The organism is Sagittula sp. P11 (assembly GCF_002814095.1).
Taxonomy (GTDB): domain Bacteria; phylum Pseudomonadota; class Alphaproteobacteria; order Rhodobacterales; family Rhodobacteraceae; genus Sagittula.
In genome coordinates this window covers 88,486-115,105 of sequence record NZ_CP021916.1, presented here as the reverse complement: position 1 = coordinate 115,105, position 26,620 = coordinate 88,486, and the positions used below count along the sequence as shown (strand labels likewise).

20 protein-coding genes and 2 pseudogenes are annotated in these 26,620 nt (G+C 60.8%); 5 read left to right on the top strand and 17 right to left on the bottom strand.

What is annotated here, in order from left to right:
• Positions 1-4: 4 nt before the first annotated feature.
• From CDO87_RS25610 to CDO87_RS25600, 3 genes are all read right to left on the bottom strand, one after another.
• The gene (locus CDO87_RS25610; RefSeq protein WP_064260171.1) at positions 5-1,312 is read right to left on the bottom strand and encodes an ATP-binding protein; all 1,308 of its coding nucleotides are present in this window, start codon (positions 1,310-1,312) and stop codon (positions 5-7) included.
• On the bottom strand, positions 1,305-3,833 hold the full coding sequence (locus CDO87_RS25605; protein ID WP_100931470.1) for a TerB N-terminal domain-containing protein: 2,529 nt from the start codon (positions 3,831-3,833) through the stop codon (positions 1,305-1,307). The genes CDO87_RS25610 and CDO87_RS25605 overlap by 8 nt, the downstream gene beginning before the upstream one ends.
• A 415-nt stretch (positions 3,834-4,248) precedes the next feature.
• The gene (locus tag CDO87_RS25600) at positions 4,249-4,599 is read right to left on the bottom strand and encodes an SbcC/MukB-like Walker B domain-containing protein (protein ID WP_254698514.1); all 351 of its coding nucleotides are present in this window, start codon (positions 4,597-4,599) and stop codon (positions 4,249-4,251) included.
• A gap of 134 nt (positions 4,600-4,733) precedes the next feature.
• Here CDO87_RS25600 and CDO87_RS25595 point away from each other — a divergent pair.
• Positions 4,734-4,991 (top strand): annotated as a pseudogene (locus CDO87_RS25595) (transposase); the annotation flags it as partial.
• 51 nt (positions 4,992-5,042) lie between these two features.
• Here the strand turns inward: CDO87_RS25595 and CDO87_RS25590 are convergent.
• Positions 5,043-6,232 (bottom strand): IS3 family transposase gene (locus tag CDO87_RS25590; RefSeq protein WP_100927447.1). Its coding sequence is split into 2 segments (ribosomal slippage): positions 5,043-5,980 and positions 5,980-6,232, totalling 1,191 coding nucleotides; the frame shifts between segments, so codons are not numbered across the junction.
• 48 nt (positions 6,233-6,280) lie between these two features.
• Between CDO87_RS25590 and CDO87_RS25585 the strand changes: the two are divergent.
• Positions 6,281-7,168, top strand: a pseudogene (locus CDO87_RS25585) (IS3 family transposase); the annotation flags it as partial.
• 23 nt (positions 7,169-7,191) lie between these two features.
• On the opposite strand, the gene CDO87_RS25580 reads toward CDO87_RS25585, so the two are convergent.
• The 4 genes from CDO87_RS25580 to CDO87_RS25565 form a co-directional block, all read right to left on the bottom strand.
• Positions 7,192-8,475: a hypothetical protein gene (locus tag CDO87_RS25580; protein WP_157815110.1), complete on the bottom strand. Its 1,284-nt coding sequence runs from the start codon at positions 8,473-8,475 to the stop codon at positions 7,192-7,194.
• A 57-nt stretch (positions 8,476-8,532) separates the two neighbouring features.
• A protein-coding gene (locus tag CDO87_RS25575) for an IS3 family transposase (RefSeq protein WP_404944761.1) occupies positions 8,533-9,680 on the bottom strand; the annotation gives its coding sequence in 2 pieces (ribosomal slippage) (positions 8,533-9,405 and positions 9,408-9,680; 1,146 coding nt in all).
• Positions 9,598-10,971 (bottom strand): AAA family ATPase, encoded by a 1,374-nt coding sequence (locus CDO87_RS25570; RefSeq protein WP_100931466.1) that lies wholly within the window; start codon positions 10,969-10,971, stop codon positions 9,598-9,600. Before CDO87_RS25570 ends, CDO87_RS25575 begins: the two co-directional genes overlap by 83 nt.
• Entirely contained in the window at positions 10,968-12,110 is a 1,143-nt protein-coding gene (locus CDO87_RS25565; protein WP_043754083.1) for an exonuclease SbcCD subunit D, read from the bottom strand. Before CDO87_RS25565 ends, CDO87_RS25570 begins: the two co-directional genes overlap by 4 nt.
• Before the next feature lie 77 nt (positions 12,111-12,187).
• On the opposite strand from CDO87_RS25565, the gene CDO87_RS25560 reads away from it, so the two are divergent.
• Entirely contained in the window at positions 12,188-12,982 is a 795-nt protein-coding gene (locus CDO87_RS25560) for a hypothetical protein (protein ID WP_043754087.1), read from the top strand.
• Positions 12,983-12,985: 3 nt separating this feature from the next.
• Here CDO87_RS25560 and CDO87_RS25555 read toward each other — a convergent pair whose 3' ends face one another.
• From CDO87_RS25555 to CDO87_RS25535, 5 genes are all read right to left on the bottom strand, one after another.
• Positions 12,986-14,980, bottom strand: coding sequence for a type IV secretory system conjugative DNA transfer family protein (locus CDO87_RS25555; RefSeq protein WP_100931481.1), 1,995 nt, complete (start codon positions 14,978-14,980; stop codon positions 12,986-12,988).
• Between the two features lie 8 nt (positions 14,981-14,988).
• Entirely contained in the window at positions 14,989-17,322 is a 2,334-nt protein-coding gene (locus tag CDO87_RS25550; RefSeq protein ID WP_100931465.1) for a relaxase/mobilization nuclease domain-containing protein, read from the bottom strand.
• On the bottom strand, positions 17,309-17,902 hold the full coding sequence (locus CDO87_RS25545; protein ID WP_100931464.1) for a helix-turn-helix domain-containing protein: 594 nt from the start codon (positions 17,900-17,902) through the stop codon (positions 17,309-17,311). The genes CDO87_RS25550 and CDO87_RS25545 overlap by 14 nt, the downstream gene beginning before the upstream one ends.
• A gap of 560 nt (positions 17,903-18,462) precedes the next feature.
• Entirely contained in the window at positions 18,463-18,669 is a 207-nt protein-coding gene (locus tag CDO87_RS25540) for a hypothetical protein (RefSeq protein ID WP_007120662.1), read from the bottom strand.
• 534 nt (positions 18,670-19,203) lie between these two features.
• Entirely contained in the window at positions 19,204-20,133 is a 930-nt protein-coding gene (locus tag CDO87_RS25535; RefSeq protein WP_100931463.1) for a DUF2493 domain-containing protein, read from the bottom strand.
• A 687-nt stretch (positions 20,134-20,820) separates the two neighbouring features.
• On the opposite strand from CDO87_RS25535, the gene CDO87_RS25530 reads away from it, so the two are divergent.
• Positions 20,821-21,903, top strand: a complete 1,083-nt coding sequence (locus tag CDO87_RS25530; RefSeq protein ID WP_100931462.1) for an ATP-binding protein — start codon at positions 20,821-20,823, stop codon at positions 21,901-21,903.
• Complete coding sequence (locus tag CDO87_RS25525; protein WP_100931461.1) at positions 21,809-24,274, top strand: S8 family peptidase; 2,466 nt, start codon at positions 21,809-21,811, stop codon at positions 24,272-24,274. The genes CDO87_RS25530 and CDO87_RS25525 overlap by 95 nt, the downstream gene beginning before the upstream one ends.
• Before the next feature lie 166 nt (positions 24,275-24,440).
• On the opposite strand, the gene CDO87_RS25520 is transcribed toward CDO87_RS25525, so the two are convergent.
• The 4 genes from CDO87_RS25520 to CDO87_RS25505 form a co-directional block, all read right to left on the bottom strand.
• Entirely contained in the window at positions 24,441-25,169 is a 729-nt protein-coding gene (locus tag CDO87_RS25520) for a DUF736 family protein (protein ID WP_100931460.1), read from the bottom strand.
• Positions 25,170-25,276: 107 nt separating this feature from the next.
• A complete protein-coding gene (locus tag CDO87_RS25515; protein WP_100931459.1) occupies positions 25,277-25,597 on the bottom strand; it encodes a hypothetical protein in 321 nt (106 codons plus the stop codon).
• 100 nt (positions 25,598-25,697) lie between these two features.
• Entirely contained in the window at positions 25,698-26,159 is a 462-nt protein-coding gene (locus CDO87_RS25510; RefSeq protein ID WP_100931458.1) for a DUF6915 family protein, read from the bottom strand.
• Between the two features lies 1 nt (position 26,160).
• The gene (locus tag CDO87_RS25505) at positions 26,161-26,547 is read right to left on the bottom strand and encodes a DUF6878 family protein (protein ID WP_100931457.1); all 387 of its coding nucleotides are present in this window, start codon (positions 26,545-26,547) and stop codon (positions 26,161-26,163) included.
• Between the last annotated feature and the right edge of the window lie 73 nt (positions 26,548-26,620).

Here is a 26,620-nt window from a genome sequence, read left to right as displayed (position 1 = left end):
GGCGTCAGAGCTTGAAGCTGATCAGATCATCGTCACCGGGGTCTTGGGCACCAGTCGACTCGTCTACCTCGGTCATGTCTTCGCCGAGGTCTTCGGAGACTTCGATCTTTTCGATCAGATCGCTCCACTCGACACCGGGGTTTTGCTCGAGCACGGAAAGCAGGTTCACGAAGGCCGTCACCGTATTGCGCGGGGTGCGGAAGTAAGCTTCACCGATCCGGTCCGAGCAATGCGCCATGAATGCCTCGAGTGCGGCGTCCGGCAGAACACTGGCATCGTCCTGCATGATCCGCCGGACATTGGCCAGAAGTACGAAAAGGTCTTCAGGGGTCAGGCTGGCGAGCCGGACAACCGGTCCTGAAAGGTCGACCAATCCGTCTCGCGCGAAGGTATTTTCGGCCAAACGCGACTGAAGGGCTTCGTAGCTATAGAGCCCACGACGGGTGTTCATCAGAAACTCCGGGGTTCCACCCATGAGAAATCCGAGGTTCTCGGCGCTACCCTGCAGCACATCGTTCAGGATCCGGAGGATCTGTTCATAGTTTGCATTGCGGGCCTGCGACGAGGTGAGCTTGTAGAGGTTCACCATCTCGTCGAGGCCGACGAGCAAGCCTTTGTAACCGGCCTCGCACACAAATGCCGACATAAGCTTCAGATGGTCATAGACACTGGCGTCGTCGATGATCGTTCGCACACCAAGCGCTTTGCGCGCGTCGGTGCGTGTCGCGAACTCGCCGCGCAGCCATCTCAGGGCTGCGGATTTCAACTCGTCGTCGCCGGTCTCATGGCCTTCCCAATATCGACGGATGACTTCGGCGAACTCAAACCCTCCGGTAAGTTCTTCAAAGTGGCCAAGGCGTTCACGAATGACGGTCCCAGTGGGCAAATCCCGTTCTTCAGCATCTCGGTGAGCTTGGCTGACAAACCGTTCCACCACGCTGGCCAATGCCCCGCCATCGGGCTTTGTCCGCGTCGAGAGGTTTCGGGCCATCTCCGCATAAAGCCCCCGAGCTTGTCCGCCGGTCGCGTGAATGCGGCGATCCGGCGCCAGATCCGCGAACATCACGACCAGGCCTTTCTCCAAGGCCACGAGGCGAATCAGGTTCATGAAGAACGTCTTGCCCGATCCGTATTCCCCGATGATGAACCGGATCGCCGATCCGCCATCTGATATCCGGTCCATGTCCTTGACGAGCTCTTCAATCTCCCGGACGCGGCCAACCTGAATATGGCGCAAACCGAGCTTGGGCACGACCCCGGCCCGAAGCGCCTGTACGATTGCATCGCGTTCACGTGGTTTCAACTTAGACATCCCTGCCCTCCGCACTCATCTTTTCTTTTACCGCCTCCGCAATCTCCGGAGACACGTCATATCCATCATACTCGTCGAGAAGCGCTTCATCGTAGGTCTCAAAAGCCCATTCATTCACGACTTCCAGTGCCCCGGACGCCATCAAGCCATGCGAGGCGCAGATCGTCTCGAACTCCGTTTCAGACCAATGCTCACGAGTAACTAGTTCGAGGACAAGGGCGCCGTGTTTCGAGTCAAGCCCCGCCAGCTGGCTTTGGCTGGCGGGCCCGGACGCACCACTTTCTTCCTCTTCGACGTCGAAAATCTGCCCAAGGACAGACGACACGCGCTCAGTGTCCGAACGGATTGCTGCGATCCGCGACGCGTCGAGTTTGGGTCCGCTGGCTTTTTCAAGCTCGGGTATCGCTTCGCCCGGGCGACCTGGTTGCGACGCACGAACAGTGCGGGGACCATCCGAAACTTCGCCAGCATGCAGGTCCGAGTAGGCCAGCGCAGGATCAAGGCCCAAAGCCTTGTAGACTTTCTCGATGCTTGCGACTTCGTCGGAGTGAATAATGCCATCGGCATGTGCTGCACCAACCAGCGCTGCCCGCATGGCGGCCTGGTTGTCTTGGCCCACCTCCTTCAGTTTCCGTCGCAGAAGCGCCATGTCCGGTGGCACGGCTAGGAACCATTCAAGGTTTGCACGCAGCCTGCGGCGTTCCTGATCGCTGAGGGTCGCGGCAGAAACCTGATCTTCCAACGCCCTGCGTTCAGGCTCCGCGATGCGACCATCCGCATGGGCGACGAACGACCCAAGTGCCAATTCGATCAAGGCGCTTCGATAGCTGTCGGAAACTTCCTCCAGTCTTTCGATGGGTTCACCCAGACTAAAAAGCACAACGGGCTCCTCCGCCTTGGGCGACCGGAGAGCAAACCGAGGGTCGGGTGCCAGACCGAAACCGAGGCGCGCGAGCGCGTCGGCGGCTCCAGTCATTTGCCGTTTCCCGATCTTCTCGTTCGTTTCTCCCTCCAGACGCCCGATCACCTCCTCAAGCGGCACCAATCCCCCCCGATCGACAATATCGCTTGCCCAAGATTTCAAGTGGTCCATTTCCTCTGATGGGAAGGCATCCCACAGTTCAGAAGGCAGCAAGGCATGCGCTTCAACGCTTCCGCGACCATCAGGATTTCGGCCCAAGAAGCGACTGAGCTTGTCGAGATCGTTCATCACCTCGTCAGCCAACTCCTGGGCAATCTCGACCGGTTTGCGCAGGCCGGAAATATCCGGGACCGGCTTGCCATCAACGGTTGGGTTGGCAGACCCCTGAAACTCGCTGGAGGCGGCGCGATAGGATGCCGTGAGTGATTTCCGGGGTTTTGTCACTTTGAGCCCATCAGGAAAACGCCGATCAAACCGCATACGGAAAAGAGCGGCGAACTCGTCACGGCACCGCGTCGCGGGAGTTCTCAGATTTGTTTCCGGATGGCAGATGAACCAACTCAGCAACCAGTCAGCCGTCAGGTTCTCGCCTTTGTCGATCTGGGCTCCGATTGCGTATTTGAGTGAGAACGGAAGTTCCCAGCCCTGCTTCTCGAAAATCGGCTCGATAGCGTCAAGGTCGGTTTCGGCAATCATTGCGATATCGAGGAACTCGCCCAAATACCGCCTGACGGAATGGTTATCAGGGTAGAGTGACTGCAGCCGCCGAACTTCCTGGACGATCTCCTTTGCATCTTCGTTCGACTGATCGACGAAGAAGCGACGCTCCAGCCCGTAGAAGTACAGGAACATGTAGCCGGGGTTATAGGAGGCGTCGCTTCGCCCAGTTGCCAACCACTCCAAGTAGGTTGCTCGACACTGGGGTGAGATATCCGAGTATCCGGGCCAATACGGCATGCCATCGCCAGCCTTGTCCCTGCCCGAGCGCGCGACCGGCAGGGATGGATCGATATAGGCTCGGCATTTGTCGCGATACCCGTAAGAGTTCAGCAAGGGAGGCGTGCCAACATAGACCATCCCGCCGATGTTGCGACCGGCGACGCTAGCTGTTTCGCTAGAGGGGACCCACCCGCTTTTCTTTGTTCGGGACGACCTGCTCGATGCAACTCGCCCAGATTGTTTTCTTTCAGCGGCTGCCGCAAGAGCTGGCGCCGCAGACTTTCCAGCGCGAACGATCTCAGCGTAGTCCTGCTTCGGTGGGGAATAGGCTTGAGTCGCAGCCGATGCTCTGGAAACATTGGCTTCGCGAGTTCGTTCGCGTTCACGCTCGACACGTTTTTCATATGCATTTGGAGGCGCTACCAGCGCTGAATTCGTTTCTGTTGTTTCCGAACTCTTTGCGCCGCCATTTGTAGCGGCAATTTTTCTAGATCGCCGCCTTTCTTGCCACCAAACCAAACAGATGGGCGCTCCCAATGCAAAAAGAACTTGGCTGCCGTCCGACCATGACTGCAATGCAAGTGCAATAATTAACAAAGCAGCAAAGAAATAAATCGCTAAAAAAAATGTAACGCGAAAAACCTTCCATACAAGACTCATCAATAAAATCTCCTAACTGGCCAGTTCGATCTCAAGAGAACGGCGCCCGCCTCTCAACCTCTAGGCGATTTTTCTCTGCTAGAACAATCGAATCCCCAGTGGGGGTGCACATTTCACCAGTTTTCGAAGAGGTCAGGCGTGTTCGTGTCACGCACTCGGCTCAAACCTTCGCCAACATGCAAACATGGGTGCTTGATCCTATACAATCCCTTCGCGCCCTCAAAATGAGCGCTGCCACCATTGGGCATACGGACCGTGACCACGTCTGCACCGCATATGGGGCACTGATGCCGGAAACTGCGCTGGCGCTTTGCATTCGAAGAAGACAGTAAGACCCAGCTTTCTCGAACGTCGGTAGTGCCACCATTTGGCAAGCGCCGCGAATGAGCTCGCCGTCGAAACCAACGAGGAACCATCAGACCACTCCCCTTTCCTCAATACTACTCCCAGACATCCCTTTTCTGACATAGAAGCCGTTTGGGATCGCCTCCTGGACGAGCGGTACATGCGAAATCAGACCCACCGCACGGTTCTGTCGGACGATAGAGTTGAGGACCTGTAGGACTTGGTCGAGCGTGCCGGACCCGTTTTCGGTGTCGAGGCTTCCAAACCCTTCGTCGATAAAAATCGTGTCGAGCCGGACCTTGCCGCTCGCCGCTTCGACCACGTCGGCAAGACCCAGTGCGAGAGCGAGTGCTGCAATGAACGTCTCGCCGCCTGAGAGTGTGCTTGTAGCGCGTGATTTCCCGGTGTGCGCGTCAAACACCTGTGTTCCAAGGCCTCGCTTACCTCGCCCTCCATTCTCCATCTCGCGCTCAAGACTATACTGATAGTGACCTGCCCCCCGCGAAATCCCTCACCGTAATGTAGAGTCTGCGCCAACTCTGAAGGAGCAGACACATGCGAAAGAGCCGTTTCACCGAGGCGCAGATCATCGGGATGATCAAGGAACAGGAAGCAGGGATGCCGACAGCGGAGGTATGCCGCAGGCACGGGCTGAGCACAGCGACATTCTACAAGCTCAAGTCCAAATATGGCGGGATGGAAGTGTCCGAGGCGGCAAGGCTGAAGGCCCTCGAAGACGAGAATGCTAAACTCAAACGCCTGTTGGCCGACACCATGCTCGACAACGTCGTGTTGAAAGACCTGCTGGGAAAGAACTGACGACATTGATCAAGCGGCGAGATGCGGTGACCTGCCACTGAACTTTCATCCAGCCACGACCGGAGCCCGGTTAGTGTTTACGCCGGTTGGCGCAGGTTGAGCAATCGCCCGGCGCGCGGAGCTTTCATCTCGCGCAGCGGGGCGGGCGATTGCGGTGGTCAGGGTCCGCGCGTAGGCAGCCGGGGTCTGGTAATCCAAGGCCGAATGGGGGCGCTCGGTGTTGTAGTCCGTAGCCCAGGCTGCGATCACGATCCGCGCATGGGCCAGATTGCGGAACATGGTCTCGTTGAGCAGCTCGTCGCGCATCCGGCCGTTGAAGCTTTCGACGAAACCGTTCTGCATCGGCTTGCCCGGCGCGATGTAGTGCCATTCGACCCGGTGCTCGGAACACCACCGCAGGATCGCGTTACTGGTCAGCTCCGTCCCATTATCGCTGACAATCATGCCGGGCTTGCCGCGGCGCTCGATCAGGGCCGTCAGTTCACGCGCGACACGGCGCCCTGAGATCGAGGTGTCCGGGATCGCCGCCAGGCATTCCCGGGTGACGTCGTCGACCACGTTGAGCACGCGGAAGCGCTGGCCGTTGGCGAACTGGTCATGGACGAAATCCAATGACCAACGGGCGTTCGGTCGCGCCTCGACCAGGATCGGTGCCCGCGTTCCGACCGCCTTGCGCCGCGCCTTCCGCTTGCGCACCGTCAGCCCTTCTTCGCGGTAGAGCCGATAGATCCGATTGATCCCCGAGGGCTCGCCCTCGCGGCGCAGCAGCACGAACAGGCGCCGGTAGCCGAACCGCCGACGCTCGTTGGCCAGGTCCCGCAACCGGCCGCGCAGAACCGTGTCCGGCGCGCGCTGAGATCGATAGCGGATCATCGTGCGATCCGCGCCGACGATGTGGCAGGCCCGCCGTTCCGACAGGCCATGCTCAGCCTGAAGATAGGCGACGACTTCGCGCTTCACCGCGGGCCCTACCACTTTTTTGAAACCAGATCCTTCATCGCCGCCAGATCCAGCATCTGTTCGGCCAGAAGCTTCTTCAACTTGGCGTTCTCATCCTCAAGCGCCTTCAGCCGCTTGGCCTCTGATACCGTCATGCCACCGAACTTGGCCTTCCAGTTGTAGAAGGTGCCTTCCGACATGCCGTGCTTGCGGCATAGATCGGCGCACTTCGCGCCGGCCTCATGCTCGGCCAGGATGCCGATGATCTGCTCGTCCGTGAATCTCGTTCGCTTCATTGTCCGTCCTCAGGTTGGGCCGGACTCTAATCGACGGTGGAGGAAAAATCCCGTGGCAGGTCAGCGGCGCTCCAGGTGATGCGGGATCATGACATCTCGCAGCGCCGGGCGTGCAGGCTGGTTGGTGTCGATCCCAAGACAGTCCGGCGAGAACGCCCGCCGGACTGCGCAGATATCCGCAAGGAGATGCAGGAGATCGCCGCCAAGCGGCGCAGGTTCGGTTACCGCCGGATTGGCGTCCTTTTGGAGCGCAAGGGCATGAGCATGAACCACAAAAAGCTCTACCGGATCTACCGCGAGGAAGGGCTGTCCGTGAAAAGGCGGCGCGGTCGCAAGCGAGCGTGTGGCACAAGAACCCCGATGCCATCGGCCGCGGGCGTCAACGCGCGCTGGTCGTTGGACTTTGTATCCGACAGCTTCGGTGCCTCGCGGAAGTTTCGGATCCTCGCCGTGATCGACGATTGCACGCGCGAATGCCTGTGCCTCGTGGCGGACACCAGCCTCTCCGGGGCAAGGGTTGCCCGGGAGCTCAGCGCCCTTATCCGGGTCTACGGCAAGCCCGGCTGCATTGTCAGCGATAACGGCACAGAGTTCACCAGTCGGGTGATCCTGAAATGGGCCGATGAGAATACCGTGCCGTGGCACTACATCGATCCGGGTAAGCCCCAGCAGAATGCGTTCATCGAAAGCTTCAACGGCAGCCTGCGGGACGAGTTGCTCAACGAGGAGATCTTCGACAGCCTGGACGACGCACGGAGAAAGCTGGCGCTCTGGCGCTACGACTACAATACCGACCGCCCGCATTCGTCCCTGGCCAACCAGACGCCGCAACAAGCGCGCCGGACGCTTGAGCAATTTGAGGGCTCCGCGCCCGGCGCGCTTGCGCAAGACGATGAAGCCGAATACCCAAATCCAACCTGCAGACTCTCGTTATGAATGAAGGACCGGCAGGGGGCAGGTCAATAGTTTGTCATTGGGCCGAAGCGTAAGTTTGCCGCTTCCAGAATCTGGTCGAACATCGCGCCTATCGCGAATGTCTCCAGGGTCAGTCTTTGCGAGTTCTGCCCGTTCACCAGCGCAGCTAGTCCGCGCAGCGGGCCTGATGCCGCTTCGGCTTCGTCAAGCTTGCGCAGCGTCTCTTCAATCCCCTTTCTAAGCCGATCCAAATGATCGACACGGGTCTGGGCGGCGATGCGTTCTTCGGTCACCCTGCCGAGTGCCTCAGCATGGGTCTGGTGCGTTTCCCGCAGCGCTTCGATGTCAGGCCGGGGCATGCCTTCAATCGCAGAGGTAGCATCTGTGACTGCATCAGACGCACTCTTGTGCTCACGCCGGTAGGTCTCGACCGTTTCTCTATCTTCATTGAGAGTTTCGATGGCTGACTTGAGAGACTGAAAGGCCTCTGCTGTGAGGCCAGCTCCAGCCAGTCTCGTCCGGAAGACCTCAACCGCCTTTTGATGGCGCGCCTTACAGTCCACGAGCGCCTTATTTGCGCTTTCAATATCCTTATCCGCGCCGAGTGCCATTTCGCGCGCGGATTTCAGCGCTTTGTCTGCCGCGATCCGCGCCGCCTGAAGTGACTCCAGCGACTCGGTCACCTTCTTCAGTGTGGCCGCGAGCGCCGTGACATCGCGCAGGTCCTCAGGCACCTCGGCAAGCTTGCCGTCGCGAGTCGCCTTGGCCTCAGTAGCCTTGTTCCGCCGCTCATCGAAGCTGTCCCGCAACTCATCGCGTTTCCGCTCCAGTTCCTCGACCTGCCGTCCCAGTTCCTCAATCCCGGCCTCCGCGGCAAGGATGTCGACCCGGGGACCAAGCGCTGCGAGTGCTGCGTCCTCACGACCGATCTGCGCCGCGATGACGTCCGCACGCGCCTCTGGCGGCTCAAGGGTGGACAAGCGTTTCCGTCGCTCGTCAAGCGTCGCTTGCACGCCGACCAGTGCTTCGCCGGCTTGCCGGGCTTCGCGATCGGCGGCCAGCCATGCTTCTCGTGACTCTCGGAATGCCTTGTCCAGGCCGGCACTACCGATCTCGCCAGTCGCCGGCGCAGGATGTTCGGTTGCGCCGCAGACCGGACATGGCGACCCTGCTTCCAATCTCGTCGCGAGGTGAAGCGCCTGTGCTGCCGCTAGATCCCGTTCGGCCGTCTCATAATCATCTCGCGCCTTCTCGGCCTTTCCGGTCGCAGCTTCCGACGTCCGCAGTTGTTCTGCGACAGCGTCCTGAGCCGTTGCGACATCCTGCAAAGCGCCCTCGTAGGACTTGGCTGCCAGATGGACTTGCCCGGGTTTTGTGGAGAGCGTTTAGCTCACTTCGCGGGCCTTTCGCTCAAAGGCGATCGGGCTCTGGAAGCCGAGCGATGAATGTCGCCTGACGGGGTTATAGAACCCGTCGATGTATCTGGCGATGGCGTTTTCAGCCTGCTGGCGGGATTGCCAGGCGATCGGCCAGATCAACTCGGACTTGATGGTCTTGAAGAAGGTTTCCACCATCGCGTTGTCGTAGCAGTTCCCGCGCCCGCTCATAGATATCAGGATACCCCTTTTTCGGAGTTCGGCCTGATAGTCGACGGAGCAGTATTGGCTACCGCGGTCGCTGTGATGCACCAGGCCTGCTGAGGGGTTGCGGTTCGCGATGGCGCGCCGCAGGGCCTCGACGGCGAGATCGCGCTTCAGGCGGTCACTCGTGGCCCAGCCGACGACCCGCCGAGAGTGGAGGTCGAGCACGACCGCGAGGTAGAGCCAGCCCTGTGCCGTCCAGATGTAGGAGATGTCAGCGCCCCATTTCTTGTCGGGCGCATCGGCACTGAAGTCCTGCGCGATCAGGTTCTGCGCAATTGGCCAGGCATGTTCGCTGTCCGTGGTCCGCTTGAACCGCCGTTTCTGCCTTGCCACGAGCCCATTCTCGCGCATCAGCCGCGCCGTGCGATGACGCCCGATCCGATGGCCTTCGTCGATCAGGTCGCGATGCATGCGTGGACTGCCATAGCTGCCGTTCGACAGGGCGAACACCGTGCGAATGTGGGCAAGATGGACCATGTCCTGCTTCTGGCGCTGGCAGGCCGGGCGGCCGCGCCAGGCGAAGAACCCGCTTTGGCTGATATCAAGGACCCGACACATGCGGCTGATGGGAAAGCTGGCCTTCTCCGCATCAATGAAGGCAAAGCTCATCGACTTGCGTCTTTCGCGAAGAAGGCTGCGGCTTTTTTTAGGATATCGCGCTCCTGCTTGAGAACTGCATTCTCACGGCGCAACCGTTTCAGCTCGGCATGCAGATCAACCGATGCCTCAACCGGATCAACGGTATCCCGCTCGCGACTGAGCCAGCGCGTCAGTGTCGAAAGGCCAATACCCAGATCTTCCGCAATCTCACGCCGCGTCCGGCCGCTGGTCAGCGCCAGACGCACCGCTTCGCGCCGAAACTCCGGAGTCGGTCTGTTTCCGTTTCCCATAGAACACCTCCTGGTTCCTCAGTTGGTGCTCTCCACTTTTTCCGGGCAAGTCCAGTTGTGCCTTTGCTGCCTGAAAAGCGTTGTCGGCGTCTCGCTGCTCTTTCAGCGCGGTTTCGACTGCCTTATTGCTATCGGCCGCTGCCTCGAGGATTCGACCATACCTCTCCAGTTCATCACTTCTCCGGCGCAGGGTTTCGACCTCATCGGCACGATCGTCCTCGCGCCGGAGCGCCTCTGCCGCCTTTTCTGCTTCTCTGGAAGCAAGCTCGCTGGCCTCGTCAGCCTTCTTGCGCGCACCCTCGGCTTCACCAACCTCACGTTCGGCATCCCCTACTCGTTCCTCGACATCGATCAGACCGCGTGCGCGCTCGGCTTGTCGGACCTGCTCAGAAAGCGTCTCGACATCGCCCTTCTGCGCCTCAAGTGCGCGAAGCCGTTCGTTCATCTTTTCGGCCGTCGCGAATTTTTCTTCGATCGCCTCCGCCTGACGCACTGCTTTCTCGGCAGCTTCCAGCGTCGCCTTCCCGGTTTCTTCGTTCGCGCGTAGCTCTGCGCATTTCCCAGTTGCGGCTTCGATGCCCGAAATCAGTGCATCAGTGCTTTCGAATCCTTCTGCGGCGAGCTGTCTGGCGCATAGCGCACGTTCATCCCGCACCTGCCGTTCAGCCTCATCGGCTGCCGACTTGAGATCGGCCATGAGCTTCTCGTACAGCGAGACATCGAAGAGTTCTCGCAGGATTTCGAGGCGCTCTTTCGTCTTGGCCGAAAGGAATTTCTCGAAGCGCCCTTGCGGCAGGAGGACGATCTGGCGAAATTGCTCGGAGCCATATCCAAGCATCTCAACAACAGCCGCGTCGACGTCGCGCACCTTCTTCTCGGCCAAGATCTTGCCCCGTGCCGCATCTGTGATTGCGTCCAGCGCCATTCCGGTCGCATCGAACAGGTAAGCTTCGTGTGCGCTCCGCGTCTCGCCTTCACCGCGTGCCTTGGGCCGCATCTGGTCGGGTCGGCGAAGCACAACATATCGCCGCTCACCAATGTCGAACACGAACTCCGCCTCGGTTATTATATCCGGATCTGCGTGATCCGAGCGCAACGAAGGAGCGTCTTGCTCTGCCTTCGCCGCTTCGCCAAAGAGCGCAAAGGTCATCGCGCTGAAGATGGTCGATTTACCTGATCCTGTTTGTCCGTAGATGCCGAAAAGACCCGCCTCGACGGCATCCCGAAAGTCGATAACCACCCGACCTGGATAGGGACCGAACGCCTGAAGTGTTAGCCGAACCGGTCTCATTGGACATCCTCCGCCTCACACAGGCGACCGAGTGCCGACGCTACGACCTCCAGTTCCTTCTCTGAGAACCCTTCGTCCCGCACGTGTTCAACGAAGTCGCCAATGACTTCGACAGGGTTCGCGACCGCCAGGGCACGTCCCGTTAAAGACTTTACTTCTTGCGCCTGTTCATCCCGCTCGTAGATAAGTTCACAGGCGTTCGGGAACACGTCGCGGATGCGCTTCATTCCATCGATCACAGGCGCATCATCGGTAAGCACGGCTTTGATAAAATCGTCAGATCGATCTGCGAGGAGAAGTTCTGCGTGACGTCCCTTCAAGACGCGCACTTGGCGAATGGGTGTGAAAGGAATGATCTCAATCGTGGTTTGCCCGACTGCATCGATCTCGACGAGGCTCATCGACTTCTGGCAGTCAGATTCATCAAACCCGAAAGCTAATGGCGATCCCGAGTACCGGATATGAGGGGCACCAACCGATTGCGGCCGGTGCAGATGGCCAAGAGCCACATAGTGGGCACCCTCGAACACGGCCGAACTGACGGTCTCGATGCCGCCGACCCTAGTGAGAGGTCGTTCACTTTCGCTGCTCGAAGCCCCGGCTACGAAAGCATGCGAAACGACGACCCAACGCGTACCATCGGGAATGTTACGCCGACCGCAAGCCACCTGAGCGGCGAGAACGTCCTCGGGCGCGTGGAGAGCTTCGTCGGAAAAACATTCACGGGCGGCATACTCGTAGGCGAACGGCAACCCCGTGAACGCCACAGGTCCGTGGGCGTCCGTAAGTAACAGCGGCTTCTCGTCCGCACTGATAGCCCCACGTATCAAAGCGCGTCGTGTGTCTGTCATGATCGCCATGGATGCGATTCGATCACCAGAGTCGTGATTGCCGGCGATCATCACCACGGCCGCGTCGGTCTCTGAGGCAACGCGCGCCAAGAACCCATTGAACTGTCGCACGGCAGACGTCGGCGGGGCAGCCCGGTCAAAAATATCTCCTGCAATTACAAGAACATCAACGTCGCGAGAGGTGATCGCCGAAACGATCTGGTCGAGAATTGCTGCGTGATCGGCATCAAGAGGAATCCCGTTGAACTGACGCCCGAGATGGAGGTCGGCGGTGTGGAGAATCCTCATGGCAATAACTCGTATATTTTTTATTCGTATATTTTCTAGATGGACATACAGGCCAGAGTCAAGGTAGGGATGCGCACATGAAGCTCGACGACCTCAAACATGCGCAGAGAGAGCGCCTGATCTTTCTGGACCGCTGCCTGACTTGGCGGGGTATGGCAAACCGCAAGGATCTGATCGACCACTTCGGTATTTCGACCGCGCAGGCAGCGCTGGACTTCCGTGTCTATCTTGGTCTCGCGCACAGTTCACCGCCGACCTATGATCCGGTGCGAAAGACATACATAGCTGCGAGCGAGCACGAGGCATTGGCACCATCCGGCCTGACCGAAGCATTCGATATCTTGGCGGGCGTCGATGAAGACACGCCTTCGTCCGCGTTGCCGCGACCGGAACGGAAGGCAGATCAAAGGACCATCGCGTTTCTTCATCAAGCAATCAGGTCGGGGAACGCCGTCCACGTCCGATACACATCAATGTCGTCCGGTGCCGACGAAGGGCAGTGGATCGCACCGACCCGCTTCACGTCCGATGGTGAAAGCGTGCACTTGCGTGCCCACAGTTTCAAACGCGGTGAATATCGGAACTACCTCCCGATCCGCATCGATCCTGACAGCTCGTTCGAGGAGAAACCCATAGACAAGCCTCTGCCGGAGGACGTGGACTGGAATACTCGAGCAATCATTTGGCTGCGACCAAAAACAGGACTTTCAGATGAGCAAGCAAAGGTCGTCAGACGTGAATTCGGCTTTGAAGGCGAATGGCTCCGTGTCGAAACCAGAAAAGCGCTGGAATTCTTTTTTGATCGTCGATGGGGGTTGGATACCGTAGGTGCACGGCTTGAGCGCGCGAAAACGGACTACGAACCAATATGATAACTAGATCCCTTCTCGTACGCCGTTCTTGCTCCGCTCCATAGTTGCCTCTAACATATCGAGACCATCGACGGCGGAACGCATCTGCGCCTCACCCACGACGCTCGTGGTCTCGGCATCCGCGACCGGGCCCTCAAAATCCATCTCCATCTGCCGCTGTTCCTCAGCGATGACGGCTTGAACGACGGGCGCGGTCTTCTTTGGCACGACATGCGCTGACGGCTGACCTGCAGCAGCCTGGTCTGCTGCCTCGATATCGGCCTCGGATCCGCCTGACCCTTTCGCTGGCGGCGTCATCGGCATGGCGCGCATACTCAGCGGCAGCGTACCCTGTGATCCGCCTCCCCCCGGCTCCGGAAACGGCAACTCGCCTGTCTGCGCCGCGTAGATCGCCTTGAACAGCCGGTCGTCGAAATACTGGATCCGCTTCGCCCGGACCGGCATTTGCGCATCGATCACCATGACGATCTCGTCGAGCGGCAGGCGGCGGGCCTCATCTTCGGGTAGCAGAGAGCTCTCTTCGGTCCGTGTGGACTGGCTGCGCCCTTCGAAGGGGTTCTTGCCGATAGACTGAGAGCGCGTGATGACGGTTTTGGTGGTCTTGCCGACCGCCTTGCTCAGCTCCTCGACGGTTTTTTCATCCGAGGGCGTAAGGTAGAGCTTCACGCCGGCGTTGCCTTGCAGAGCGCGGCGGGTGTTCTCGCCGTAGATTTCATCGAGGGCGGGGATGGTCTGGGTGACGACGGCCAAATGTCCGCGATAGGTCCGCAAGGTCTCGATACTCTCGACCACAATGGGCATCTTGCCGAGGCGGTTGAACTCATCGAGCATGATCATCACGGGCCAGGGTTCGTCAGGTCCGGGGTCTTTCTCCTGCATGGCGGAGAGGAGATCGGAAAAGAACAGCCGGATCAGCGGCGCGAGCGGCTTCACCATCAGCGGCTGGACCACAAGATAGACCGAGAAGGGTTTCTTGCGGATCGTGCGGAAATCAAAGTCCGACACCGCCGTCGCCTCATCGATGGCCGGGTTCTGCCATTGATCGAGCCCCGAGGTCATCAGGAGCGAGACGTAGGACGTCAGCGTGTCGTTGTTGGTCGAGGCGAGCCGCGTGAAGATCAGCTTGGCGGCCCTGTTATCGACCTCATGCCCCCGCGCGGAATACTCCTTCTGCTTGTTCCCGCCCGAGGCAGCGATGCGGTAGATTTCGCCCAGGGTCGGACGCTTGCGCTGGAACGCCAAGAGCCCTGCCGCGACGAAGAGATCGATCCCGCCTTTGAGGAGGCCCTGCACCCGGTCGTTGTCGCTTTGCAGGAAGAGCGTCGCAAGAAGCTGCAATTCCATCTGCTGGCGCGCGGGATCTTTCAGTTGATAGATGCGCAGGAGCGGGTTGTAGCGATGCGTGCGCTTGCCCTCCCAATCGGTGGGGGCAAAGCGATAGACCTTGTCGCCTTGGGCTGCGCGGTGCCGGGCCGTTGCCTCGAAACATTCCCCCTTCACATCGAGCGTCACTGCGGAGCCCTGCCAGGTCAGCAGGTTCGGAATGACAAAGCCCGTGGTCTTGCCGCGACCCGTGGGAGCCACGATCAGCGCATGCGGGAAGACCTTGGAGCAAATGTATTTCGCGCGGGATTTAGGATTGCCGAGTTTGCCGAGGATGAATCCGGTCCCTGGCTCTCCAAAAAAACCGTTTGCCTTCATTTCGCGCGCGCTCTGCCAATGGGTCTGGCCAAACCGTGTCAGGGCGGATCCCGAGAGGGCGAGGTTCAGCATCAGGCCGGCGGCGGCAAAGCTGCCGATGATCAGGTGAATGAGTTGGGCATCCTCCGGGCGGCGGTCCAGGATCGCCATGTAGTTCTGCGCGATATAGGCAAAGTCGATCTCGGCCCCGAAGCCGAGATCCTGGTAGGTCAGCACCGCCGAGGCGATGGTATAGCCCATGGCCCCACTCACAAGCGTCACCAGAAGGACGCCCGTGGCGATCCGCGCTTTTCCCATGGCGGCGCTCAATGGACCTGTCCCCGCTCGGTCTCGCCATCCACGTCTGTCGCGCGGTGTTTTTCGTATTCGGCATCGGCGAGGTCATCGACCACCTGGCGCAAGGCCTCCGTGTTGGCCGTGGCGGCATCGGATTGCAGATAGACCTTGGCGACATAGAGCCGGTCGAGACGATCCTCGAGAACCTTGTCCAGCGCATCGGCATCGCCGGATGTGAGCCGGTCGAGTTGGCGCACGTCCAGCACCCGCGCGATCTCCTCGCGGAAGGCGTCCCGCTCCGCCTCGGTTTCGAAGGGCGCGGACAACTCCCCTGCCCGCTCATGGTCCAGAACACGCGCGATTTCGTCTGAGAGGCGGCCGGATCGGTCAGACAGCGGTGCAGTTTCATCGCGGGCCGCGAGGATGTCGTCACGCGTGCCAACCCCAAGCCCCTCGCGCAACTCGTTGTCGCGGCGAACCTGATTGATGGCCTCCGTGTCGCGTATCTCGACGACGGCTGCATAAGTCGCGCCGAGCCCACGGGCGAGGTGGGAGGGCATGTCCGGATAGCGCGCGCGCAAGTCATCTGCGACAGCATCCGCAACAGGTGTGCGGAGATCGCGTCCCTCCATGATGCGGTCGACTTCGCGGGTGATCGCACTGGCGCGGGCTACATCGGTGATGGTCTCCCGGTAGGGCTCAGACCGGTCGATCACATCGCCAGGGCGTGCGAGCAGCTCCGCATGTGCCTCGAGATACGCGCGCTGCTCCGCCTCGATCCGGCGCTCTGCCCTTGAGACCACCTCCCAATCCCGGTCCTCGATCTGCTGCGCTGTCAGGCCGTCGGCGCGCATCTCCTGACGGATTGTCCCTTCCATCGCCCGGACCGCGTCCCGGTGATAATGGAACCGCTCGCTGACCGGTTCCGCTTCCATGACGCCATCCCGGCGCAGCACGTTCTCGCGCTCCAACAGCGTGCCAAGTTCCACATGCACGTCATTGAGAATGTCGCGCGCCTGTTCCAGATCGGCACGGCGTTCGAGGTTCAGGTCACGCGCCTCGGCCACCTTGGAGAGATCATCGGCGATCCATTGATGCTCAAGCGCGGCACTCGAGGCCCTGGTTTCGATCCGGGCCACAACTTCCGATGTGCTGATCCCGGTTCCGCGCAGCGCGGTGTCTATGCGCGACCGCAAGTCCGGCTCGGCAAGACGTTCTATCTGTTTGGTGTCGATATTGGCCTCAGAATAGACCCCGCCTTCCGACGGAGCCTCAGACAACGTGCTCGAACGCAATCCGAGCGGCTGCATGTGCTGGACCTGCGTCTGGATCTCGATGAGGCGTTTTTCCAGCACAGGTCGCTCGGCGTCAGACTTCTCAGCGATCATGCCCTGCACCCGCGCCAGCTTCTCGGCATAGAGGCTTCTCAGATCCTCGAAGCTTTGATCCTCGGCCATATACACATCTCCTGTTCGGTCCACCTGTCCGCCGCGCGCCAGCACCTCGCCCGCGCGGAAGAGTGCCGCCGCAATATCCTCGCGGGCCTCCCGGGAAGCTTCTGCAGCAAGCGAGTGGTAGACGGTTCTGGTATTGGCGATCTCCGCGAGCGTACGCGTCAGGTCGGCCCCCACGCGTTCGCGCTCGCGGGGCGCGCGGCCCTCTTCTTTCGCCGCATAGACCTCGCGGGTAGTGGCGGGGTAATGCACGACACCGCGATCCACCCGGCGCGTGGCTTCCAGGCGCACGCCGTACTTCTCCGCCTCCTCGACCATGGCGAGGCGGAAGTCGTCATAGTTGAAGCGGTGGTTGCGCCCCAGAAAGAAGAACTCGCCTTCCTGCGAGCGGCGGTTCAGCACCAGATGCGCATGGGGGTGATCGCGGTCTTCATGCACCGCGATAATGTAGTCGAAATGCCCCGCGTCGGTCTGGAAGAACCGCTCGGCCACATCCGTCGCGATGTCGCGCACATCCTCCCCGCGCGTGCCGATGGGGAACGACATGAGCATATGGGTCGTCTGTCCAAGCTTGGGCTTGAAGCCCGCATCCCACCGCTTGGCAAAGCGCTCGGTCAGGTCCTTGACGTCCTTCGCCTCGAGCTTTGCCTTGCCATCGAGGAAGCCGCTCGAGTCCACAATATGGGTGGACTTGGTGGTGAGGTAATCGAGCTGGTTCATCAGCTGCGATTTGGTGTGCGTGCCACCGCCCCTGATCGCCTTGAAGACCGCCGGGCGGTGCCCTGCTGCCGCGCGCACAAGCTGGCTCTGCTTGGCCACGTGCAGCCCCTGCATCGAGCCTCGGATACGGCTCCAGCCATCCCGGAACACCTCGCCCGTGACCGCGCCAACCGCATCATTCAGCCGCATGGGCAAACTCCCTCAGCGCGGCCGTGGCCTCCAGCTGCATCGCGTCGCGACGACGGCGCAGGAGCAGATCGATCTCGTCAGCAGAATCCAGGATGAACCGCGCCAGTCCGCGCATCTGCGCAAGACGCAGCTCCGAAAACTCGGCACTCGTGGAACCGTCAGCCCCCTGCCCCATCTGGTTGGCCCGCGTCATCTGCTTTGCGATCTGCGCGACCCCATTGCCGACCTCGTGCAACGAGGCCCTGTAGCGCACCATCTCTGCCGCCATCTGCGCATCCGGAACGAACACCCCGCCTGCCGCCTGAATGAGCCGCCGCAGCCCCTCGGCACGGCTCTCGATCCCCGCCTTCGCCAACACCTCGTCGAGCGCCGCAAGCTCCGCAGCCGTGACCTTCACACTGACCGCTGAAACCGGGATCGCGGCATCCGTCTGGCGCTCGGCATCGGCCTTGAGCGTGTACTGAATCGCGCGCAACGACACGCCGAACCGCTCCGCCAGGGCCGATGTGGTCACACCTTCCGCAGCTTCGCGAACGATCTCCATGCGGTCCGCATCGGTGAGACGTTTTGAGCGCGACATGCGAAGAAAGACCCCCTATTTCCTGCCACCTTCCACCAAGGCTGCCCTACCTTACGATAATATACCCAACTGTCAATTATATACTGACGTCGCATTCAGGCTCAGGCAGCCTTGGTGTCCGTTTCCCCCGCGGCCCGCAGGGACGCGGGCCTGTCCCCTCACCATCAAGAACCCCACTTGTCACATGGGGCCCCTTCCCCAGCACCGCCCGAGGGTCTGGCCGAACACGCATGTGTTCGGACGGAACCGCGGGCGGGCGCAAACCCCACCGACAGGGCGGACAGGCAGGGTCAAGGAGGGCCAGATTTGGCTCCGCCAAATCTCTGCCGCAAAAACCGGGAGGCCCTGGCCGACAGGTTTTTGTGGATGGCCCCCTTGAGGCTGACTGGCCGGTCTGTCGCGGCCTGATCATTCCGGGGGGGAGTGCGTCCGTTGAACGCGCAGCGAACGGCACCAAGAAGGGTCGCTGCCGGCGATCTGACCGCCGGCCCCGGCATCCCTGGAACAGGGATCAGGCCGCCTCGAGATCGTCTCGGGGCGGCCCATCCTCGTGAGAGGATTCAGTCCTGAGGGTCCTTCGCGCTCGGCGGGAACATCACCAGCTCCGAGACCGCGACCGGGAAGTCGAGCTTGAGGCTGAAGAACTCCGAACCGTCCCCGTTGCGGGTGTTGCGGAACATCGCACCCACGCGCTGAAAACGGGTGCGCTCCTGGCCATCGGTATCGGTGAACTTGACGGGAACGGTGGCGACGTAGTGGTTGGTCATTTGGGTTACTCCTTGTTGCGATGGGGATCACCCGGCACGGGGGCAAAAGGCCCGGTCGCAAGCGCAAATGCGGAGGGTCCGCGGCCCTGCCGTGGAAGCCGTATTTGTGCTTGCCGAAGCGTGAGCTGAGGGCACGAACGGGCCGACCCCGTGCGATCCACATGCATAGCAAAAAGGAGGGACCCGAATGACCTCTGCCATCACGCAGTCGCCACCATCCGCGTCCACGTCCTGCCGAACCTGGCCGGGGTGCTGACGGAGCCCGCCCGCGTGGACCCGATGTTCCGAAACGCCAACCGAGGGACGCGCAAGTCTTCAGCCTCAAGTGGGACGTCGCGACCCCTCGGTCTCGCGCTGCGGACGATGTGCGAGGTGCGCACCATCCCGAGCCCCTACCGAAGCGGATGGGCCGAACTCAGACGGACCGGGTAGAGCGATAACGGTGCTGGCCGCCGCGAGGTGCTGATCAAGTGTGACCGATCGCACGCGCCATGAGACATGACGAAAGGGCCGCCCGAAGGCGACCCTCTCAATTCACTTCTCCGCAGACCTCTTCGCCGGGTTAGCAACCCGCATGACCGTCAGGCCTTTTGCCTCCGCCTTCTGCCCGAGGTTCAGCGCGACTCCGTTGCCGCCGAAGAGTACAACCCCCGTCGCCGCGAACTTGTCGTCCAGCATTTCGTCATTGCACTTGAACGGTGCCGCCCGCCCGTGCGCGGACCAGCGCGGATCGAAGCGCGCCTGTGCGACCCCGCGTGCCCGGGCCCACCGAGCCGCAATCATCTCCGCCCCGTGCTTGCCACCCTTGTGGCAGAGGAAGATCTCCTGGTTCCGGTTCTGCTTGATCCGTTCGCGAACCTTGTCGAGCGTGTTGAAGATCACATCGACATCGGTCCAGTCGGTTGCGCCCGAGACGATCAGGGGCACCCCCTCGACTTTCGACTTCGCCGCCGTCTCCCGGTCGTGCTGCTCCAGCAGCTGCCGCGCCTCGAAGACCGCCCCGGTCTCTTGCGCCCGGACGCTCGCCCGCGACCCGGCTGCCGGGATGAAGGCGTGACCCGTCTCGACCTCGTAGCATTCCGCTGCGGCCTCGCTCATCACCTCGATGGCGCCGACAATCTCGCGTAGCTGCAGAAAGCGCGCCTGCGCCTCTTCAAGCGCGGTCTCGGCGATTTCCGATCCGTCGTGGGATTTTGCCAGCGCGCCGATCTTGTCGGCGGTGCGGTCGACCTCCTTGCCGAGCGCCACCTTGCGCCGTTGCAGGATCGTCGCAAACCCATGCGCGAGCGGTTCGATTTCCGCCTCGAGTCCGGTCCCACGCAGCGGACCGAGCAGAGCCTCGAAGCTTTCGCGGATGATGTGGTCGGTCAGGACGTGATCTTCCGGGATCGGGAGCTGTGCGTCCTTCTCGGTCAGTCCGAAAAGTTCGATGGTCTCGTAGGTGTTTGCATTGTCGTAAGCCATGTCTGGTCTCCAGTATTCGGTTGTGGAGCCACCACGTGAGTGTGGGGGCATGGCCGAATGCCTGGTTTCCGAATCTGCCCGGGTCAGGGACGGCGCAGCCGCCGGCTTGCCGGGCGCAAAAGTTTTCTGCGCGCAGCACCCGCGACACGCGCACCCTCAGGTACGGGACCGCCCCGCACCACTGGCGCCGCCCTCGCCGAAAAGTTTTGCGATCCTTGACGCGGGCTGATTTGGGGGCCATCCGGAGGATATGCTTCCGCACTCATGTGTGTGTGTTTTGACGGTAGGTTTGCCCTACACGAGCAGGCAAACGGCCCGACCGGACGCGGGAGACGGATGGAGCGGCGGGATCGTTTTGGCCTCAGGCCAAAACAGACCAGAGCGCAATCCGGCGGAGCGGCCGGGGAGGGACGTGCTCGCGAGGCGGGCAAACCGGGATGCCGGGTGCGACGCCGCGGTGAGGCCGCATGGCCGAATGCGCGACGGACCGAAGGGCCGTTCTCCCCTGCGACACGCGAAGCCGAGCTGGGGAGGCCGCAAGGCAAGGGCTCAGGTCGATGCTCGAAAACACAAAACCGACACACTCTGCTTCCAAATAGCGCAAACTGTCTGGTCTGCCAAAGGGTTCGAATGTAGAAAAGACCTTAGCATCATTGATAATGAACATTCAGAAAGAGCAACTCGACCTTGGCTTCCGCCCAACAACTCATCGGTCTCGTCAAGAGCCACGCAGAAGGGGACGCTGATCGTTTTTACGATCTGGCGATGCAGCTCTCTGCGGCCGAAGAGCAGAAGGGACATACCCGGCTGGCTGAACAGTTGCGACAATGGGCCGAAGCGGGACAGAAACCGCCTTCGAAGCGAACCCCTGCGATCACTCCTATCGCAACACCCCGCGGTGATTTGGCGGAGTTCCTTGCCGCGTCCTATCCGACCGAGCGCCTCGTCGATGTCATCTTGCCAGACAGGATCGAGAGCGAACTCGCGCATCTCGTTGTCGAGACACGAATGCGCGAAAAGCTCGAGGCAAAAGGGTTGAAGCCACGGCGCCGCGTTCTCCTCTCCGGTCCTCCCGGAACCGGCAAGACTCTGAGTGCTTCAGCGCTTGCCGGTGAGCTGCAGTACCCCCTCTTTTCGGTCATGCTCCACGGGCTGATCACGAAGTTCATGGGCGAAACAGCGCAGAAGCTGAAAATGATCTTCGACGCCGTCAAGACGACGCGTGGTATCTATCTCTTCGACGAAATCGACGCTTTGGCTGCGGCCCGGGGCGGCGAGAACGACGTCGGCGAGGCCCGACGGGTTCTGAACTCGTTCCTACAGTTTCTGGATGAGGATGCTGGTCCTTCGATCATCATTGCGACTACAAACCTGCCCGGAATTCTTGACCGCGCTGTGCTGCGCCGCTTTGATCTCGTGTTGCCATATGTCATGCCCGATGGCCCGGCAATTCGGCAGGCGCTCGAACGCCGTTTGATCGGCTTCTCACTCTCTCGCATGGGCTGGAAACGGGTGACAGATGTTGCGACAGGCCTCTCAACGGCCGATGTTGTGGCGGCGGCGGAAGATGCCGCTCGACGTGCCGTGCTGAATGATACTGACAAGATTGCGACACAGGATTTGCTTGATGCCCTTGAACGCCGACGGTCGCTCCAAGAACTAGGGACCGATGACAATGGCACGAGACCTTCGGCACTTCCACCTTCGCAATCTCGGACAACCGCGCCCGTTCCAGGCAAAGGGCGGGGGCGGGTCCAAAAGACCAAGTGATGTCCCCAATCGCGCGGCGCACGCCCAAGCATTGCTTCAGGCCATCGACGCGCTGCCGGATATTCCGGCAGCCGAACTTCCCGGCGTCTATCTGGAAGTCCGCTCGCGTGTCGACGAGCGCCTGAAGAAAGACAGCCTCGACGCTAGTGGCCTGACTCTCCTTCGCGTCGCCGAGACCCCTGATCCAGGTGGCGCCGAAGAGCGCGCGACGGTGTTTGCGACAGCCAAGGGTATTGAAAAGCTGCGCAAGAAGGTCGAGCAGTTTCGGACGGAGGACACACCCGACCGGGAAAAGGATGGTGAAATCGTCCCAGGTCGCCCGAAGAACGCGGATCTGGTGCAGAGCGTCGCTGCCATCACAGAAGCGGGATTGCGTGCCCTCTGGCGCAGCCCTCCAGGCAAATTTCCCGCAGCGGATATTGCAACCGTCTGGGAGGTTTGGCTCGAGCCTGAAATGACCGAAGCTTTCGTCGCGGCCGCACCGAACTATGGCGTTACCGTGGGAGCAGATCGGCTGGAGTTTCCCGAAGATATCGTTGTGATCGCAGAGGCCGATCGCAATCAGCTCGCCCAAGCCGTCCGCCGACTAGGCGGCGTCCGCGCCCTTGCCGCTCCGACCATCACAGCGGATTTCTTCGACGGCTTGCCGGTGGCAGAACAGGCGCAGTGGGTCGATGAACTCGCGGGTCGTACGACCTACACCGACAATCCCGATCCTAGCTACGTGACGCTCTTGGATACCGGGGTAAGTCGCGCGCATCCTCTCATTCAGCCCGCGCTCAGCGTGGATGACCGACATGCCGCCAACCCGGCCTGGGGGCTGGAGGACGTGAAGGGCCATGGCACGCAGATGGGAGGACTGGCGCTCTTTGGAGACCTGACGCCGAAACTGCACCAGGCGAACCCCGTTTCTGTCTTGAACCGTCTGGAATCCGTGAAGCTGCTGCCTGATGCAGGGATGAACCCGCATCATCTCCTCGGCGCGGTGACCAGGCAGGCGATCAATACAGTAGAACAGGTTGGCCACCGACGCCGTACATTCACCATGACGACGACGACAGGTGAGGATACACCGCACGATGGAGCCCCCACCTCCTGGTCAACGGAAGTCGACCAGCTTGCCGCCGGTGTATCAGGTGAAATCAAACAACAACGCTTGGTACTTGTTTCGGCAGGGAATACCGACAACTTCACCTTCGGTGCCGGAAACTACCTCGACCGATGCGATCACGAGGACAACGAAATCGAGTCGCCGGCCCAGGCGTGGAATGTTCTGTCTGTCGGCGCCTTTACAGAGAAAACCGTACTGCCAGACGGAGAGCTGGCCCAAGCGCTTGCACCATTCGGCGACTTGTCGCCAGCTTCGAGAACAGCATCATGGTCGTCCCATTGGCCGAACAAGCCTGACGTCGTCCTTGAGGGTGGAAACTGGGCGCTAAGTGCCTTGCCTCCGCCAATGCGACACGGATGGTTATCACTCCTTTCGACGCACCACAATTATCCGGTCCGATCCTTCACATTCACCTTCGATACCAGCGCGGCGACAGCGCTTGCAGCGAAGGACGTAACGGAACTCTGGTCGGACTATCCGACGCTTTGGCCCGAGACAGTCCGTGGTCTCTATGTGTCTTCAGCGCGGTGGACGCAGCAGATGCGTGCACATCTGCCGGCCCAGCCGAACAAGGGTCACTACACGCCCCTTTTTCAGCGCTATGGATATGGTGTGCCGGACATGGCCCGTGCCCGCCGCAGCGCGTCGAACGCGCTGACCCTCATCGTGGAAGACACGATTACGCCTTACGGAATTTCTGAAAAGACCGGCGGTGATGTCCACAATGAAATGAAGCTGTTCGCCCTTCCCTGGCCCGTTGAGGCTTTGCGCGCGCTCGGCAATGCCGATGTGACCTTGCGGGTGGCACTCAGTAGCTTTATCGCTCCGAACCCGTCCGAAGCCTCGCGCGGCGTTCGGTACCGCTACGCGTCCCACAACCTACGTTTCCAACTTAATCGCGCTGGCGAGAACGAAGCCCAATTCCTGGCTCGGATCAGCAAGGCGGCCGAACAGCCCGATGGTCCTGCAAACGACGAGGATGATCTTTGGGACTACGGTAGCAATCGGCGCCATGTCGGATCGCTCCATATAGATCAGCTGACGTGCAAGGCTTCAGATTTGGCGCGGCGCAACCTGCTGGCTGTTCACCCTGTCACCGGATGGTGGAAGTCGAAAAAGCTTCTCGCTGAGGTTTTGCCTTCTGTACGCTACGCATTGATTGTGGAAATCGACGCGGAGGAGTTGGACACCGAGCTCTACGCCGAGGTTCAAGTTGCTGTTGACGCCTTGATTGCCGCTCAAGCGGTTGTACAAGTCTGACTTTAATCGAGACTCCGCGCGCAGCTCCCAATCTAGGCATCTCATCTACATCCGAACGCCATATGATGTGGCAGTTCGATCGCTCTATTGAATCAAACACAGCAAAAGGGGAACCGTGGTCACACGGCTCCCCTTTCGGTTCGTATCGTCTAACCGCGTGCGCTGATCACGCGACCAGCGACAGCCCCGCGCCAGCGTCCTGCGGCTGCTCACCGCTGTCGATGAACGGGATGATCGAGAAAGTCTGCCCGCCGCGCTGTTCTTCGTTCTGCACGGCGTTGACGCGCAGGTCGCCATCGGGCGTGTTGATCAGCAGCGACAGATAGTCATTGCCCGTGCGGCTGCTTTTGGCCATCCAGGCCGAGCCGACGCGGATCGGTGTGCCCCGGGGCGAGCTGACTTCGATGCGGTAGTCGGGATGGGTGTCCCCGGACTTGAACTCGTTCTCAATCAGCATGAACTCCAGATCGAACATCATATTGGCGATGTAGCCGGTGAAGGCGTTGTCAGCGTCCATGGCGGTGAGCTCGCCCGAGATCGAGCCGGATTTCATCAGACCGTTCGAGACCAACGGGATGATCTCGAATTCGCCGCTCTGGGCCGCGCGCGCCTCTTTCGTCTGCACCGCGTTGACCCGGAACGGGCCGAGACCCACATCGATCTGCATCGAGATGTAGGGGTTTCCGCTGGTATTGCCCGTCTCGTTCCAGGCCGTGCCGATGCGGACCTTGCGGCCCGATTTGTTGACTGCTGTCACGTCGTAATCCGGACTGCGCGCGGACATCTTGGCCCGTGCCTCAAGCTGGATGGCGATGTCAAAGCGTGACGAGTGGATCATGCCGGTGTACTCGGCGGCTGCGGTTTCGGCATTGCGGGTGAGGTTTCCTGCGAACATGGGATGGTTCCTTTTGGATTGGCCGGTGCCTGACGTCCTTGCCAGCGCATCCGGGATTGCTTTCTCGACCCCTTGAGGGATCGCAAATCAGAAAGCTTGCTTTCCCTTTATGCCCCGCCCCCGGCTTCGCGATGCCGTCTGAGTAGGTGTGCCGCCGCGCCCCCGGGTGCTGCGCCCCTCTCCTGCCCGTCTGATCTTGATTGGCGGCCCGGATTTTCCACAGCGTCCTTCGATTGCGCGATGAAGAACTCCGCCTCTTTGCCATTCAACCGGTGCCCGCTTCGGTCGGTCAGGCCGATGCAGCTATCATTCGGCACATAGGTGATGAGGTACTGACCGAGCCGGTCCTTGTGCACAACGTAGCCGGTATTGACCCAATGCACGGTCTGACCGGCATCGACGGCGGCCTTGATGTCTTCGAGAGTCATGCGAACCTCCTTACGAAAGAATGGTGGGAAACGACGAAAGAAGCCCGGTCGTCCAACCGGGCTTCCATGCAGCATTTGTTTGGCCAACGGCCGAGACCTGTCAGGCGCATTGCGCGACTTGCGTCGCGCGCGCCGCCATCCAATCCTTCAGACCAAGAACCGTTCGTCCGGCGGCCACCTCGGAGGCCCAGGCAACTCTTGGATCGCTGCAGGGCTCCCCGCTGACATGCTGCTCGATATGGCCATTGGCCATCCATGGCTCGGGCTGGATCCGTCGCAGCCAGTCCGCCATGCTCGGGATACGGCCCTGGCAGTCTTCGCGGACATGCTGCTCGCCGATCCAGCGCACGGGGATCTCTCGACCAGCGCTATTGGTCAAGGTCAGGCCGAAGGCGCGTTCAGCCTCAAACAGGCCTTGGGCATGGTGGCGAAGCGCCCTGTGCGTGAAAAGCGCGAGATGCTCTTTCGAGGCGTCAAACCAATCGTGGACGGCCTGATAGTCAGACGGCACCCCGCCGAATTTCCGGGCAGAGCTTTCAGCGTGATGAAGCGGATGGGCCATCTCAAAGCCCCTCGTCATAGCTGTGCGCGCATTCAACGTAGCGGTCGGCATGATCGAGCGTGATGCTGTCGTTGCGCAAGTCCCAGGTCAGCGTGCCATAGCCGCCCTCGTTGTTTTCGAACCCAGGATGATGGTGATAGGCGAGCGAACAGGCGAAATCGCCCACCTCTGTCGCAAGCGGTTCCGGCAGTTTGACCTCCGCAGGCTGCACGGTCACATCCTCGACATTGCCGGAGTCGCCATAGCCTTCGTACTCGGCAGTGATCTCGCTGATGCCAAGCGCACGTAGTTGCGCGAGCAGTTCAGCTCGGGTCGCCTTCAAGGTGGTTTCGCGCTCCGCGCGCCACTGAGCCGCCATTACGGCATAATCGATCTGGGGATTGGTCATGGGTCTGTCCTCTTGTCTGAAGTTGGGGGAGCGGGCCTGGCATTGGTCAGCGCACGGCCGGAAAGCGCAGACC